This is a genomic window from Flagellimonas lutimaris (assembly GCF_051494225.1).
GTDB lineage: Bacteria > Bacteroidota > Bacteroidia > Flavobacteriales > Flavobacteriaceae > Flagellimonas > Flagellimonas lutimaris_A.
Genome location: NZ_JBNPYE010000009.1, coordinates 16,672 through 32,087 on the forward strand (window position 1 = coordinate 16,672; position 15,416 = coordinate 32,087).

Annotated in this window: 14 protein-coding genes; 10 read left to right on the top strand and 4 right to left on the bottom strand. The window is 40.6% G+C overall.

Annotated elements, in window-relative coordinates; translation table 11 throughout:
- Nucleotides 1–25 precede the first annotated feature (25 nt).
- From ACQQ5U_RS15330 to ACQQ5U_RS15350, 5 genes are all read left to right on the top strand, one after another.
- Nucleotides 26–1,279: a DUF3667 domain-containing protein gene (locus ACQQ5U_RS15330; protein WP_437398840.1), complete on the top strand. Its 1,254-nt coding sequence runs from the start codon at nucleotides 26–28 to the stop codon at nucleotides 1,277–1,279.
- A 1-nt stretch (nucleotide 1,280) separates the two neighbouring features.
- Complete coding sequence (gene apaG, locus ACQQ5U_RS15335; protein ID WP_437398842.1) at nucleotides 1,281–1,667, top strand: Co2+/Mg2+ efflux protein ApaG; 387 nt, start codon at nucleotides 1,281–1,283, stop codon at nucleotides 1,665–1,667.
- 71 nt (nucleotides 1,668–1,738) lie between these two features.
- A complete protein-coding gene (gene pruA, locus ACQQ5U_RS15340) occupies nucleotides 1,739–3,367 on the top strand; it encodes an L-glutamate gamma-semialdehyde dehydrogenase (protein ID WP_437398844.1) in 1,629 nt (542 codons plus the stop codon).
- Nucleotides 3,368–3,443: 76 nt separating this feature from the next.
- Entirely contained in the window at nucleotides 3,444–4,208 is a 765-nt protein-coding gene (locus ACQQ5U_RS15345; protein WP_437398845.1) for a creatininase family protein, read from the top strand.
- A 145-nt stretch (nucleotides 4,209–4,353) separates the two neighbouring features.
- The gene (locus ACQQ5U_RS15350; RefSeq protein WP_262696685.1) at nucleotides 4,354–4,476 is read left to right on the top strand and encodes a hypothetical protein; all 123 of its coding nucleotides are present in this window, start codon (nucleotides 4,354–4,356) and stop codon (nucleotides 4,474–4,476) included.
- On the opposite strand, the gene rsmG is transcribed toward ACQQ5U_RS15350, so the two are convergent.
- A complete protein-coding gene (gene rsmG, locus ACQQ5U_RS15355) occupies nucleotides 4,477–5,112 on the bottom strand; it encodes a 16S rRNA (guanine(527)-N(7))-methyltransferase RsmG (RefSeq protein ID WP_437398848.1) in 636 nt (211 codons plus the stop codon).
- 114 nt (nucleotides 5,113–5,226) lie between these two features.
- Between rsmG and ACQQ5U_RS15360 the strand changes: the two genes are divergently transcribed.
- Entirely contained in the window at nucleotides 5,227–6,330 is a 1,104-nt protein-coding gene (locus ACQQ5U_RS15360; RefSeq protein WP_437398850.1) for a fatty acid desaturase family protein, read from the top strand.
- A gap of 14 nt (nucleotides 6,331–6,344) precedes the next feature.
- Nucleotides 6,345–7,529 carry a pyridoxal phosphate-dependent aminotransferase gene (locus ACQQ5U_RS15365; protein WP_437398851.1) on the top strand — a complete coding sequence of 395 codons (1,185 nt, stop codon included), beginning with the start codon at nucleotides 6,345–6,347 and terminating at the stop codon, nucleotides 7,527–7,529.
- Between the two features lie 82 nt (nucleotides 7,530–7,611).
- Here the strand turns inward: ACQQ5U_RS15365 and ACQQ5U_RS15370 are convergent, their stop codons facing one another.
- Together ACQQ5U_RS15370 and trkA are read right to left on the bottom strand one after the other, a co-directional pair.
- Nucleotides 7,612–9,102, bottom strand: coding sequence for a TrkH family potassium uptake protein (locus ACQQ5U_RS15370; RefSeq protein ID WP_437398852.1), 1,491 nt, complete (start codon nucleotides 9,100–9,102; stop codon nucleotides 7,612–7,614).
- Entirely contained in the window at nucleotides 9,102–10,451 is a 1,350-nt protein-coding gene (gene trkA, locus ACQQ5U_RS15375; RefSeq protein WP_437398854.1) for a Trk system potassium transporter TrkA, read from the bottom strand. Before trkA ends, ACQQ5U_RS15370 begins: the two co-directional genes overlap by 1 nt.
- 194 nt (nucleotides 10,452–10,645) lie before the next feature.
- Here trkA and ubiE point away from each other — a divergent pair, with 194 nt between their 5' ends.
- Nucleotides 10,646–11,374 carry a bifunctional demethylmenaquinone methyltransferase/2-methoxy-6-polyprenyl-1,4-benzoquinol methylase UbiE gene (ubiE, locus tag ACQQ5U_RS15380; protein WP_437398856.1) on the top strand — a complete coding sequence of 243 codons (729 nt, stop codon included), beginning with the start codon at nucleotides 10,646–10,648 and terminating at the stop codon, nucleotides 11,372–11,374.
- 4 nt (nucleotides 11,375–11,378) lie between these two features.
- Nucleotides 11,379–12,077: a porin family protein gene (locus ACQQ5U_RS15385; RefSeq protein ID WP_437398857.1), complete on the top strand. Its 699-nt coding sequence runs from the start codon at nucleotides 11,379–11,381 to the stop codon at nucleotides 12,075–12,077.
- A 1-nt stretch (nucleotide 12,078) separates the two neighbouring features.
- On the opposite strand, the gene ACQQ5U_RS15390 is transcribed toward ACQQ5U_RS15385, so the two are convergent.
- Nucleotides 12,079–12,798, bottom strand: coding sequence for a TrmH family RNA methyltransferase (locus ACQQ5U_RS15390; RefSeq protein ID WP_437398859.1), 720 nt, complete (start codon nucleotides 12,796–12,798; stop codon nucleotides 12,079–12,081).
- Between the two features lie 75 nt (nucleotides 12,799–12,873).
- Between ACQQ5U_RS15390 and ACQQ5U_RS15395 the strand changes: the two genes are divergently transcribed.
- Entirely contained in the window at nucleotides 12,874–15,405 is a 2,532-nt protein-coding gene (locus ACQQ5U_RS15395; RefSeq protein ID WP_437398861.1) for a BamA/TamA family outer membrane protein, read from the top strand.
- The last annotated feature ends 11 nt before the right edge of the window (nucleotides 15,406–15,416 follow it).

The following is a 15,416-nucleotide window of genomic DNA, read 5'->3' on the forward strand; positions in this document are numbered from 1 at the left end:
TTAGACCTAAATCCTGAAAAAAGGTATGGGGAAAAAAGATGGTTTGATCACCAAAGGTCGCTACGAACTTAAGTTCAGAGGTGTTAAATGCCTGAACTGCGGACACCCACTCGACATTAGTGATAAGTATTGCCCAAATTGCTCACAAGCCAACAGCACAAAAAAACTGACGTTAAAGGATTTTTTTGATGAGTTCTTCTCTAGCTTGATCAATTACGATTCCAAGCTTTTAACCACACTTTACGCCCTATTATTGAGGCCGGGAAGAATAACTAAGGATTATGTAAATGGCAAAAGAATTACATACACCAATCCATTCCGGTTTTTATTGAGCTTGGCCTTCCTGTATTTTTTGATGGTCACCTACAATAACCAGTTCGCCAATTTAGATGAAGCCGCCAAAAATTTTGATGGCACCATATATAATGGCCCCATTAGCTTTGACTTGGGTTCGGGTGATTTGGAAGTGGACAGTGTTGCCATGAAAAAGCAATCCGAAAAAGCCATGAAAAATTTGGATTCATTAAAAAAAGGGAACCCCGAGATTTTGGCAGGCCTACAAAAGTTCGACTCCATTAATACCGATGACCCAGAAATGTCATCACAATTGAAGTATTTGGATTCCTTGGGAATTTTTATGCAAGGAGCGAATGAAAAGAAAAAGCAAAAAGATTCTTTTATGAATGCCGACCCAGTAGGCTACTTTAAAAGTCTTGAAAAAGAGTCTGGCATGGGTGCATTTTCGAGAAAAGCTGAATTTTTCGGATATGCTATTAAAAGAGATACCCTTTACAACTTTAAACAGGCACAAGCCAAATACAATATAGACGAAAGCACCACCAATAAGATGGCCTTCAATTTTTCCAACAGCATTTTGAAGGTAATGAGCCAACCTGGAACATGGATCAATGACACCATATCCAAGCTTCCTTTTATCATATTTTTCTTTTTACCAGTGTTCACAGTGTTCATTTCTCTGGTTTACATCAGAAATAATTATACCTACACCGATCATCTTATTTTTAGCTTTCACAATCAATCACTCTTATTTATATTGCTCATCCTTAGCTTTACATTGGATACCTTATTCGATGTAAACAGCTCAGGAATCTTTCTGCTGATTTTCGGCTTTTACCTGTATAAGGCGATGCGAAAATTTTATGGACAGGGAAGATTTAAAACCATTGTGAAATACATCTTTCTGAACACTATATTTATGATTTTGGCCTTTATCACGATCATAGCTACGTTTACGGGAAGTGTCTTTACCTATAATTGATATGTTTACACAGGTAACTAAAGGAATTAAAGTATCGGTTAGCACCTCTTTTGAAGGGACTTTCTTCAAAAACTATAAAGTGCACTATGCGTTCGGCTATACCATAACCATTGAAAACCTTAGTAAGGATACCGTGCAGCTTACGGCAAGGCATTGGGATGTATTTGACGCCCTCAAAGAAATGGAAACCGTTGATGGAGAGGGTGTAATTGGCAGAAAGCCGGTGATAAAACCCGGCAAATCGCACACCTACAGTTCCGGTTGTTTACTAGCTTCACCAGTAGGTGCCATGCGAGGTCATTATAATATGGTCAACTTTACCAATGCAGAAGAGTTTGAAGTTGAAATCCCAACATTTAAGTTTGCGGCCCCCTTCGCCATAAACTAATCACCATCATTTTATATTCGTTATAGGTTTCACTACCTTTGGTAGAATTGTTAATCTTTAAAAATAATTCTATGGGAAAAGGATTTTTTCAAGTTCCGACCGCATACAATGAACCTGTTCTGAGCTATGCTCCGGGTTCCCCTGAACGAGAAGAAGTACTAAAACAATATAAAGCGTTTTACAACGATAAAGTGGACGTACCGCTTTACATTGGAAGCGAAGAGATAAAAACGGGAAACACCAAACCCATGTCCCCTCCGCACGATCACAAGCACATTGTAGGGCATTATCATCTGGCAGAAAAAGAACACGTGGAAAAAGCCATTTCCAATTGTTTGGAAGCAAGGGATGCTTGGGCCAATTTAACTTGGGAGCAACGTGCAGCGATTTTCTTGAAAGCCGCAGAGTTAATAGCTGGACCTTATCGTGCCAAGATGAACGCTGCGACCATGATCGCACAATCCAAGAACATTTACCAGGCCGAGATCGATTCGGCATGTGAGATCATAGACTTTCTGCGATTCAATGTAGAGTACATGTCGCAAATCTATGGCGAACAACCGGAATCCTCCGAAGGTGTCTGGAACCGAGTGGAGTATCGTCCCTTGGAAGGTTTTGTATACGCCATCACCCCGTTCAACTTTACCGCCATTGCAGGAAACCTTCCCGCAAGTGCCGCGATGATGGGGAACGTAGTGGTGTGGAAACCGAGTGACAGCCAAGTATATTCCGCCAAGGTAATCGTGGACGTTTTCAAGGAAGCTGGACTTCCCGATGGCGTTATCAATGTGGTGTATGGAGATCCTGTAATGATTTCGGACACGGTCTTGTCGAGTCCTGATTTCTCAGGAATCCATTTCACAGGTTCCACCAATGTATTCAAATCACTTTGGAAACAGATTGGAAACAACATCCATAACTATAAAACATATCCTAGAATTGTAGGGGAAACAGGTGGTAAGGACTTTATCATTGCCCACCCAACGGCTAAACCCCAACAGGTGGCCACAGCCATCAGCAGAGGGGCTTTTGAGTTCCAAGGACAAAAATGTAGTGCCGCATCAAGGGTATACTTGCCCAAGTCCACCGCAGATGAGATTCTGGAATTGGTCAAAAAGGACATTGCCTCTTTCAATAAGCCTGGTTCACCGGAGGACATGAGCAATTTTATCACAGCTGTAATACACGAGGGTGCTTTTGACAAACTGGCCAAATATATTGATCAGGCCAAGGCAGATGATGATGCCAAAGTAATCGCTGGTGGAAATTACGATAAATCCAAAGGATACTTTATTGAACCTACGGTGATATTGACCACCAATCCAAAGTACGAGACCATGTACACCGAACTTTTTGGCCCAATAGTGACCATTTATGTTTATGAAGATAAAGATTGGAGCGAAACATTAAAGTTGGTGGATGGCACATCGGAGTATGGCCTTACCGGAGCTGTGCTTTCCGGAGACCGCTACTCCATTGACGAGGCCACAAAGGCATTGCAGAACTGCGCCGGGAACTTCTACATCAATGACAAGCCTACCGGGGCCGTTGTGGGGCAACAGCCTTTTGGCGGTGCAAGGGCATCGGGCACCAACGATAAAGCAGGTTCCATGCAGAACCTCTTACGTTGGGTATCACCTAGATTGATCAAGGAAACTTTTGTGACCCCTGAAGACTATAGATATCCATTTTTGGGATAAAACCAAAAACACCTAATTTAAAGGCCATCATTTTAAAATGACGGCCTTTTTTTTATTTAATCTAACCTATACAAACATGCCCAGACCCTATATTTTAGCAGAAACCAATTGGAAACACCTGAAAGACGAATCTTTTGACCTGGCCATACTGCCCTGGGGCGCCACAGAAGCACACAACTATCACCTACCTTACGCTACCGATGTTATCGAGGGTACCTTCATTGCAGAAGAATCAGCCAGAATAGCTTGGGAACAGGGAGCCAAGGTCGTTGTGCTCCCGACCATCCCATTTGGAGTCAATACAGGTCAATCCGATATTTATTTGGACATGAACCTAAATCCAAGTACACAGTTTGCCATTTTAAAAGATATCCTCACGGTATTGAACCGTCAAGGTGTACACAAATTCATGATTTTGAACAGTCACGGAGGCAACAATTGGAAAGCCATTGTCCGAGAATTGGGGCTCCTTTTTCCCGATATGTTCCTTTGTGTCACCAATTGGTTCAAACTCGGAGAAAAGTCTGAAATATTTGAAAATCCAGGAGATCATGCCGATGAAATGGAAACCAGCCTTATACTCCATCTAACACCGGAATTGGTATTACCTAGAGATGAATGGGGAGATGGAAAAGAGTTTAAAAACAAAATCAAAGCCTTTTCCGAAGGATGGGCCTGGACAGAGCGGCCTTGGTCCAAAATAAGCGAGGATACTGGCGTGGGCGACCCTAGTAAAGCTTCCAAAGAAAAAGGAGAAGTGTTCTTTAATCTAGTTTGCGCAAAAATGGGGCAGCTTTTTGTAGATATTGCTCAGACTGATAAAAACGAATTATACGAATAAGACGTATTTATCAGCATACCAATAATTTAATATCTTATAAAACAGCCTTCTGGATATCATCACACAATTTATATGTAAATTTAACGTTAACTAATTGTAAATTAAACGTAATTAAACTAAATTAGTATTCCTAAATCGATTAGTTATGACAGCTAGAATCAATGCATGGGGGAGATTGATGATTAAAAAATATCAGCAATTATGGCAGTCTGCCAAGGACTACGCCAGAAAATGTAGATTGGTGTATAAACGGATGTACAGTATATAATCAGCCCTTAAACTTCTGAGGCAAGTACACCACTTTTTTAGTCTCAAAGAAATCCTCTTCAAAATACTCATTCAAATCAAAGACCTGAACGGTTTCATACCCTTCGAGTTCTTCCGTAAGGTCTCCGCCTTTAAGGTAAAGTATGCCATTTTTGCGCTGATGGGCAGAATCTTTTTTAATTTTTCCTTTGGTCCAGTGCACAAAAGTGGGCATAGCTGCCACGGCCCTACTCACAATAAAATCAAACTGTCCGGGAATATCTTCAACACGGGAATGATGGGTTTCCACATTTTCCAACCCAAGTCCCTCCACCACCTCATTCACCACCTTTATTTTTTTACCAATGGCATCAACAAGTGTAAATTTTACGTTTGGAAATAAAATGGCCAATGGGATACCTGGAAATCCTCCTCCTGTTCCTACATCCAAAATATCTGCCCCTTCATTAAAAATTTGAATCTTGGCAATTCCCAGAGAATGAAGCACATGTCTTAGGTACAGCTCATCGATATCCTTTCTGGAGACCACATTTATTTTTTGGTTCCAATCGTGGTACAACGTCTCTAATTTGGAAAACTGTTCTTTCTGTTCTTCGTTGAGCGTCGTAAAATATTTGAATATAAGTTCCGCATTCATATATCAAACGTTAATTTTAGCAAAGCTAATACTTTTAAAGACCTTAACACCGTTCTAACACAACAGTATGAGCTTGAAAGAAGCATTTTAGTTACCTTTGTAAAAATTTATTATATGGATAAGAATACCATCCGGTTTTCAAGAAAGGATTCGGCACAATTTTTCAGAACACTGAACAAGCGAGTAAACGAATACTTTAAAGAAAATAATCTCAAGAAAACCGGGAACTGGAAGCTTCACTTAAAAACCATAGTGATGTTTGCCATTTTTTTGACCCCCTACTTTTTAATGTTAACCTTAAACCTGCCTTTCTGGGGCTATTTGCTACTTTCCATTACCATGGGAGTTGGGATGGCCGGAGTTGGAATGAACGTAATGCACGATGGTAATCACGGTGCCTATTCCAACAAAAAATGGGTAAATAAACTCATGGGAAGCAGTATCTATATCTTGGCAGGGAATGTATATAACTGGCAAGTTCAGCATAATGTGCTGCACCATACATACACAAACATCCACGAACATGACGAGGACATGGAAGCCGGAAGAGTGCTTCGGTTCTCAAAGCATGCCGAGTGGAGAAAACACCATAAATTCCAACATTACTATTCCATTTTGCTATATGGCCTATTGACCTTTAACTGGGCCATTACCACAGATTTCCAGCAAATGTACCGTTACATGAAGAGGAAATTGAGCTACGGAAAACTACCCAACCCGGTAATCAACTGGAGCACATTGGTTATTACCAAAGTGATTTATATAACCATTTGGATCGTACTTCCATTGATTTTTGTTGATATTGCTTGGTGGCAAGTGTTGCTTGGATTCTTTATCATGCATTATGTAGCTGGAGTAATCCTTAGTGTGGTATTCCAGTTGGCACACATTGTTGACCATGCCGAAACCCCACTACCGGATGAAGAAGGAAACATGAAAAACACTTGGGCCATTCACCAATTGTTCACTACAGTGAATTTTGGGACCAAAAACAAAATTGTAAACTGGTTTACTGGCGGATTGAACCATCAGGTAGAACATCACATATTCCCGAACATCAGTCATATACATTACACAAATATTTCCAAAATTGTGAAACAGACTGCTCAGGAGTTCAATTTACCGTACCACGAATATAAAACTACCAGAAAAGCTATAATTTCGCACTTCAAACACTTAAAGGAGTTAGGTAAAAAGCCTACACTTCAATATCAGTAAAAAACGAAGTACCAATGAGCAACCATCTATCTGACAGGGTCCAGAACATGTCCACGTCAGCAACTTTGGCCATGGCCGCCAAAGCACGGGAATTACGAAATGAAGGAAAAGATATCATAGGTTTGAGCTTGGGGGAACCCGACTTCAATATTCCTGATTTTATCAAAGAAGCCGCAAAGCAGGCCATTGACGAAAATTATAGCAGTTATACGCCTGTTGACGGATACGCAGACCTAAAAACTGCCATCTCCAACAAGTTCAAAAGAGACAATGACCTTGATTATGGATTGAACCAAATCGTGGTTTCCACTGGGGCGAAGCAATCGCTCTTTAATGTGGCCATGGTAGTTCTTAATCCAGGTGATGAAGTAATCCTGCCCGCTCCGTATTGGGTAAGTTATAGTGATATTGTAAAATTGGCAGAAGGGATCCCTGTAGAGGTTCTTACACAAATCGATACCGATTTTAAAATGACTCCCGAACAGTTGGAAGCTGCCATCACTCCAAAAACCAAAATGCTTTGGTTCAGCTCACCATGCAACCCTAGTGGTTCGGTGTACAGCAAGGAAGAATTGGAAGGTTTGGCCGAAGTGCTCAAAAAATACCCGGATATTTATGTAGTATCGGATGAAATCTACGAGCACATCAACTTTGCAGGCGGGCACGTAAGTATCGCCGGCATTGATGGAATGTACGATAGAACCGTTACCGTAAATGGGGTATCCAAAGCTTTCGCCATGACTGGATGGCGTATCGGTTATATTGGAGCACCCGAATGGATTGCCAAGGGATGTACCAAACTGCAAGGACAGGTAACAAGTGGTGCCAATGCCATTGCACAACGTGCAGTTATCACTGCATTGGAAGCTCCTGTGAGCAAAATCCAATTTATGATCGAAAAGTTCCACGAAAGAAGAGACCTTGTTCTTGGACTTTTAGGGGAAATAGAAGGCTTCAACCTCAACGTGCCGGAAGGAGCATTTTATGTGTTCCCTGATATCTCTGCATTCTTCGGAAAAACATTGAACGGTGTTACCATAAACAATGCTTCCGATTTTTCACTTTATTTATTGGAGCATGCCAATGTTGCTACCGTTACCGGTGAAGCTTTTGGTAACCCAAATTGTATCCGTATATCGTACGCAGCATCAGAAAAAGAATTGAAAGAGGCCATTGCCCGAATTAAGGAAGTACTTTAGATATATTAAGATGAGACCCTGAAACAAGTTCAGGGTGACGAATCAAAAGACCTCTTGGAGTTTACTTCAGGAGGTTTTTTTATTAGGTCTTTCTCCAGAAATATGGGGTAAGTACAATCAGTACAGTGAACAATTCCAAACGCCCCAAAAGCATCAAGAAACTACACCACCACTTCCCTGCTGCCGGCAAACTGTTGTAATTGCTCACAGGATTCAAACTACCAAAGGCTGGGCCTACATTGCCCAAAGAAGAAGCAGAACCTCCAACGGCAGATACGAAATCCAAGCCCAAGAAACCAAGGACCAGCGAGCCGATGATAAATAGTAACATATATAGCACAAAAAAGGCCACTACATTGTACACAATATGCTCTGTAACGGTTTTTTGATTATATCGAACGGGAATTACTGCATTGGGATGCAAGGTTCGCTTAAACTCCAAAATACCATTTTTAATGATCAACAGGTGACGCATTACCTTGATCCCACCCGCGGTAGAACCTGCAGAGCCGCCAAGGAACATCAAACCAAAAAAGAAAACGGTCAAAAATGGCGTCCAAGAAGTAAAATCTGCGGATACAAACCCAGTAGTGGTAATTACCGCGACTACCTGGAACAAGGTATGCCTAAAGGCGCTTTCCGCTTCACCCAAGACCATTGGGTGAAAGTCAGAAACAGGGACATCTGCTCCAAAATATACACCTGACGCAGCAATAATGGTAAATACCACTACAAATCCAAAGTAATATTTAAACTCTTCATCTTTTAGGATGCGTTGCACACGACCTGTTAAGGCAAAGTAACTAAGTACAAAATTACTCCCAGCCAAAAACATGAACAGTATGACAATATATTGAACCAAAGGTTGATCGTTCCAAAAAGCCAAACTGGCGTTCTTGGTAGAGAATCCTCCTGTTGACATAGTTGCCAAAGCATGGTTGATTGCATCAAAAAACGACATACCGGCAAACTTCAACAACAACATTTCCAAAACCGTATAGCCAAAATAGATAAGCCACAATCTTTTGGCGGTATCTGTAATTCTTGGATGAAGCTTATCCCCTCCGGGACCGGGTGCTTCCGCAGCAAACAACTGCATACCACCAATACCCAAAAGTGGCAATATGGCAATGGCCAACACAATAATTCCCATTCCCCCAATCCAATGGGTAAGGCTTCTCCATAACAAAATCCCTTCAGGTAGGGATTCAATGTCATCCAAAATTGATGCTCCCGTCGTGGTGTAGCCCGACATGGTTTCAAAAAAGGCATCGGTTATCGAAGGTATGGAACCTGAAAAGAGATAGGGCAACATTCCTGATATGGACATCACAATCCATCCGAAAGTCACTACGATATACCCTTCTTTCTTTTTGACCTCCTTTTTATGGCCCCGGGTGTAGAACATTGCCATAATTCCGAAAAGCATGGTAACAATGGCAGCCAACATAATATCCATGGTAGCGCCATCTTTATAAATACCACTGGCAATTGCCGCTAAAAGCATAAAGGACCCATTGCAAAGCAACAAAAGCCCCATGATGTGAATAATGATTCTTGTGTTGAGCTTCATTATAAGAACAGCTTTTCTATCCTTGGTATGGCCTTTGGCAAGCAACAGACCACTACCTTATCCCCTTCGGTAATTCTAAAGTCACCCAAAGCAATAATTCCTTTTCCATTTCTGATGACTCCTCCTATACTGGCTTCTCGGGGAAAGTTCAACTCTCTGATAATCTCACCGTTCACCAATGAGGATGCTTTCACCTCGAACTCCAAAATTTCAGCATTTAAATTGTTCAAACGGGTAAGGGCAAGCACCTCCCCTTTGCGGATATATCTAAATATGCTGTTCGCAGCAAGTAGTTTTTTATTTATGAGCGTATCCACCCCTATAGAATGGGACAACTGAAAATAGTCCATATTCTCCACCAAGGCAATGGTTTTTTTAATCTTTTTGCTCTTGGCAACCAAACAGGACATAATGTTGGTCTCGGAATTACCCGTTACGGCTATAAAAGCATCCATGGATTCCAAGTTCTCCTCGTCCAAAAGCTCAACATTTCTTCCATCCCCGTTAATTACAAGAGCATACGGTAATTCATCAGCAATATCAAACGCCTTTTCCTTGTTCTTTTCTATAAGCTTTACATTGAACTTTTTGTCGCAGAGGTCTCGCGCTGTTTTGTAGCCTACCTTACTCCCACCAAGAATCATAACATTTTTAATTTCCTGCTTCTGCATTCCAGAAAGTTTGTACAATTCTTCCACTCCCTTATCCGAAGTAATAAAGTAAACTTGATCGCCTTCTTTAAAAATAGTGTCTCCTCTTGGGATTAAAGTGAATTGGGTGCCGGTTCGTTGCAATGCGATGGGCATAAAATTGAGTTCAGGAAAAATTCTAGCCGCTTCCTTTACCATCTTTCCCACAAAGGGTGCGGTCTTGGGAAGAATTACCCCGAACATGGTCAACAAACCCTCCTCAAATTGATAGGTATCGTTAAATGCGGATTGATTAAGCATCAATTGGATTTCCATAGCGGCCAAACGCTCTGGGGATATCAGCTCATCAATACCCAACTCTTCAAACTTGATAAGCTCTCGATTGTCCATAAACTCCGTATTGGAAATTCTGGCCATGGTACGTTTGCATCCCAATTGCTTGGCGAGAACACATAGGGTTAAATTGGTAGTTTCCGAAGCGGTAACGCCAATCACAAGGTCCGATGCGCTTACACGGGCATCCTGCAAAACTTGAATGGACGTAGCATCGCCCCGAAGTACACGAATATCTAAATGGTTATCAGCATAGGATAGTCTTTCCTTGTCGGTATCAATCAAAGTGATCTCCTGTGCTTCGTAGGACAATAATTTTGCCAAATGAAATCCCACTTCACCTGCACCTGCAATAATGATTCTCATTGATTAGAATAGGATGTGTTCTTAAATAAATTCAATTTGTACGCTACAAATGATACTAAGAATAGTATGCAATACGTAAACTGCATACTTTTAACCAAATACGGAAATTAAATCCCTTTGATGGGCAAAATTACACAAATATTTTTGTCTACATCCCTTATGCTAAGTTGTATATTTGCCAGCAAATTAAAGTAATGTCAAAAAAGGTGACGCCCTACAAAGAATCTGAGCTTGGTAAAAAAGAGCAGGTAAAACAGATGTTCGATAATATATCTGGGAATTATGACGGCCTTAATCGGGTAATTTCCTTTGGAACTGATGTAAAGTGGCGCAATCGAATAGTATCATTTTTAAAGGACAAATCACCAAATTCCATCTTGGACATTGCCACGGGCACGGGTGACCTTGCCATTGCCATGGCAAAAACGGGAGCCGATAAAATTGTCGGCTTGGACCTTTCCCCTGGAATGTTGGAAGTAGGGAAGAACAAAGTATCCAACAAAAACCTCCAAAGTACTATTGAAATGATTGTGGGAGATAGTGAAAATCTTCCCTTTGAAGACAATTCATTTGATGCCGTTACGGTAGCTTTTGGAGTAAGGAATTTTGAAAACCTGGAGAAGGGACTCGAAGAAATTTATAGGGTATTGAAACCAACAGGGCATTTTGTTGTCTTGGAGACCTCGGTCCCAACCAAAACACCATTTAAGCAAGGGTACAAAGTTTATACAAAATATGTTTTACCGACCATTGGCAAACTATTTTCAAAAGACAGGTCGGCCTACAAATATTTAAGCGAATCGGCCTCTGTTTTTCCTCATGGAGAAGCTTTCAACAATATTTTGAAGAAAATTGGGTTTATAGGAGTAGAGAACAAACCACAGACCATGGGTGTAGCATCCATTTATGTCGCTTCAAAATAGATTAATGAAAAATCTTCTTTTCCTTTTTGGACTGCTCGTACTGTCAAACACAAAAGGTATTGCCCAATTTGGCGATGAACCCATTTTAAACCTCCAAAACGAGGATAAGAAATTTTTGAACTGGGGCTACTATCTAGGGTTTAACCAATACGACTTTCAATTTGAATACAAGGATGATATTGGAAGGGACATCTTAGTGGATAAAAGTTTTGGATTTAATGTGGGATTAATCGGCGAGCTTAGAATCAATGAATTTTTGGATGTACGCTTTGAACCCGGTTTACTTTATACTTCAAGAACCTTGGGATTCCCTGGATTTACATCGGAAGCAGATGCTATCCGTGAGGTGCGTTCCACTTATATCAGATTTCCTTTGTTGTTAAAAGCCAGTACCCGAAGAATTGGAAACTGGAAACCATTTATTGTAGGTGGCGTATACACCTCAATAAATCTAGGCAGCCAAGAGGATAGTTTGGACGACAACAGTAGCGGACAATTCAGGATGAAACAGAATGTTTATGGTTACGAACTTGGTTTTGGAATTGATTTCTACACGGAATATTTTAAGTTCACACCCTCTATACGTGGTGTTTTTGCTCTTACAAACGAATTGGTGCCGGACGTAGACCCGAACAGTCCATGGACCGGAAACATCAATGCAATGCGTACCCGAGGTATTTTTATCAATTTTACCTTTGAATAGATCAATCCCTTCGGATTTCGTTTAAAAGGATAGCCGTGGCCGTGGCCACATTCAGACTTTCGGTAGTGGAAGCTCCGAATTGGGGAATTGATATTCTTTTGGTAATAAACTTGCCAACCGCATCAGAAATTCCATTGGCCTCGTTGCCCATCACCAAAATCCCTTTTTTGGCCAAATCAGAACTATAAACCGATTCTCCATCCATATAAGCACCATAAACGGGAAGGTTTGTCTTTCCCAAATATTCTTCCAAATCAACATAGGCAATATTCACCCTTGCAATGGAACCCATAGTGGCCTGTAATACTTTAGGATTATAGCAATCAACGGTATCCTGTGAGCAGGTCAACTGTGATATTCCAAACCAATCACAAAGTCGAATAATGGTACCCAAATTACCTGGGTCTCGAACGGCATCCAATACTACGACCCAATCCTGAATGGAAGTGTTACCGGCCTCAGCCATATAAAAAACACCCAATACCCCATTGGGGTGGGTTAGGCTGCTCATTTCCTTTAAAAGCTTGTTGGAAACCAATTCCGCTTCTTTGAACTCTTCTACCCTACCGCTCTCATCTACAAAAACTTTAAATGGTTTCACTCCTGCCCGCAGCAACTCGGTCACTACCTTTTCTCCTTCAACAACAAACAGCCCATGTTGAGATCGGTACTTTTTTTGCTTTAGGCTAACAACTAGTTTAATTTGGTTTTTTGTAACCATCTAAATCGTGTATTTTTGGCTTCTATGAGGGGTTCTTTAGGTCTAATGTGCAACTGGGCAAAAATAGGGTTATTGTTGCTTTTGCTAATCATTTCGGGTTGCAATACCTTAAAAAAAGTTGGGGAGGATGAATTATTGCTCACTAAAAACTCCATTTTGGTCGATGAAAAGAAAGTCAGCAATAGTGAAATAAATGGACTTATATCCCAAAAACCGAATAGTAATGTTCTAGGGTACCCTTTAAAATTGAACCTTTATAATCTTGCCAAAGAAAACCCGGATTCATCTTTTCAAGATTGGTTACACAGAAAAGAGAAAAGAGAAAAGCGCCTAAACAATTTACTTTCTCAAAAACAGGTTAACCGGCTAGGAGAATCATTTTTGGTTAAGGGCGCCAGCGAATTTTTGAAAAGAATTGGCGAACCACCTATAATTATTGATACAGCGAAGACCAACAAATCCATCAACAAATTAAAAGCCTATTACAACAGTAAGGGGTACTTCAACAATACAGGTTCCTATGAAATAGTTCCTGAAAAGAAAAAGAAAAGGGCCAAAATTGATTATAGCATTACTTTGAACAAACCTTTTATCATAGATACCATTCAAAAAAATATCACCTCACCAGAACTGGATTCCATTTATGCTATTACTGCCGAAAAAAGCTATGTAAAAAAGGGAGACCGATTTGATTTGGACAAATTCACCATGGAACGTGAACGCTTGACGACATTATTCAGAAATTCAGGAGTTTACAATTTCCAGGAAAGCTCCATCAATTACGATATACTCAGGGACACCTCACTTGTTGCGGATGACCAACTTATGGATGTGCAATTAAATATCAACAAATTTAGAAGCACTAGTGACAGTACTGACACCAATAACACATATAAGGTTGCACGACACAAAAAGATAAATATTTACGCAGATTACAATATCAATGGTGCAACCGATACTTTAAAAAGCGTAGAATACGAAAACTATAACATATACTATAGTGGTAAACTAAGGTACAAACCTAAGGCGCTGGCAGATGCCATTTTCTTTGAAAAGGATAGTATTTATAGAGATTTGGACAGGATAAGAACCTATAGACAAATTACCAATTTGAATACATTTAAGTATCCCAACGTTGAATTCATTCCCGATTCCACCCAAACACAATTGGAATCCAACATATATTTAGCCGCCAAAGCAAAGTATTCCCTTAACCTTAATTTTGATGTGACCCACTCTAACATTCAACAAGTAGGTACTGCCTTTAGCGCTACAGTAATTACACGAAATGTTTTTGGGGGTGCCGAAACTCTTAACATTTCTGCAAGAGGGTCCGTAGGATTATTAAATGATTCTGGACCAACAGATGCCACTTTTACCTCTGAGCTTGGTGGCGACATCAACATTACCTTTCCACGGATATGGCTACCGTTCAATACAGAAAAGATAATCCCTTATTACATGTTGCCCCAAAGTAGATTATCGGCAGGGACCAACTTTCAGCAAAACATAGGTTTGGACAAACAATCCCTTAACTCCATACTATCATACAACTGGTCTCCCTCCGATCGCCTAAAAAACAATATAGAATTACTCAATGTAGAGTTTGTTCGCAATGTTAATCCAGACAATTTCTATAATGTGTACAGAAACACTTTTTCCAACTTAGATGGAATAGCTGATGATTTTCAAGACGATCCCCAATATGCTGAATATTTTAAGGATTTTGCTATTGAAGACCCTGTTTTAGCTATTCCAGCCGGCGCCAATAGTTTTGCCCGAGATGTTTTGGATGGCAACTTGCAAGTTAGTACAGATCAATATGACGAGGTAAACAGCATAGAAGAAAGACGTATTCGTTTAACGGAAAACAATTTAATTTTTGCCACCAATTTTACGCATACCAAAAACAGTAAATCAGGAATAAACGACCTTGATTTTTATCAATATAGAATGAAGTTGGAAAGTGCAGGGGGCATGCTATCCTTACTCGCAAATGTTTTACCCTACAATAAAAATCCTAACGGACAGAACCTTGTCTTCAATGTTCCTTTTTCACAGTATGTAAAAGCCGAGTTCGATTACATCAGGCATTGGGAAATAGGCGGTTCGCAGGTAATCGCCTTTAGAAGCTTCTCTGGTTTGGCAATCCCTTATGGAAACTCCAACAATGTACCCTTTGTTCGCAGTTATTTTGCTGGTGGATCCAACGACAACAGAGCATGGAATGCATACGAATTGGGGCCGGGTAGAACCGACAATGTCAATGATTTTAATGAAGCCAACCTAAAACTTGCCCTAAATCTTGAGTATAGATTCCCCATTGCAGGAGATGTAAAAGGAGCGCTCTTCGCGGATGCCGGAAATATTTGGAACGTCTTTGATAATGAAACCAATCCCGAAGCCATCTTCAGTGGTTTCCCTTCTCTGGGCGACATCGCTTTGGGTACAGGGGTTGGACTACGGTATGATTTTACTTATTTTGTTTTTAGGTTGGATGTGGGTTTCAAGACCTATAACCCTGCTAAAGTTGGGTCTGATCGCTGGTTCGATGGTTATAACTTCAAAAGAGCTGTCTTCAACATAGGAATCAATTATCCTTTCTAGAGCAAATATTT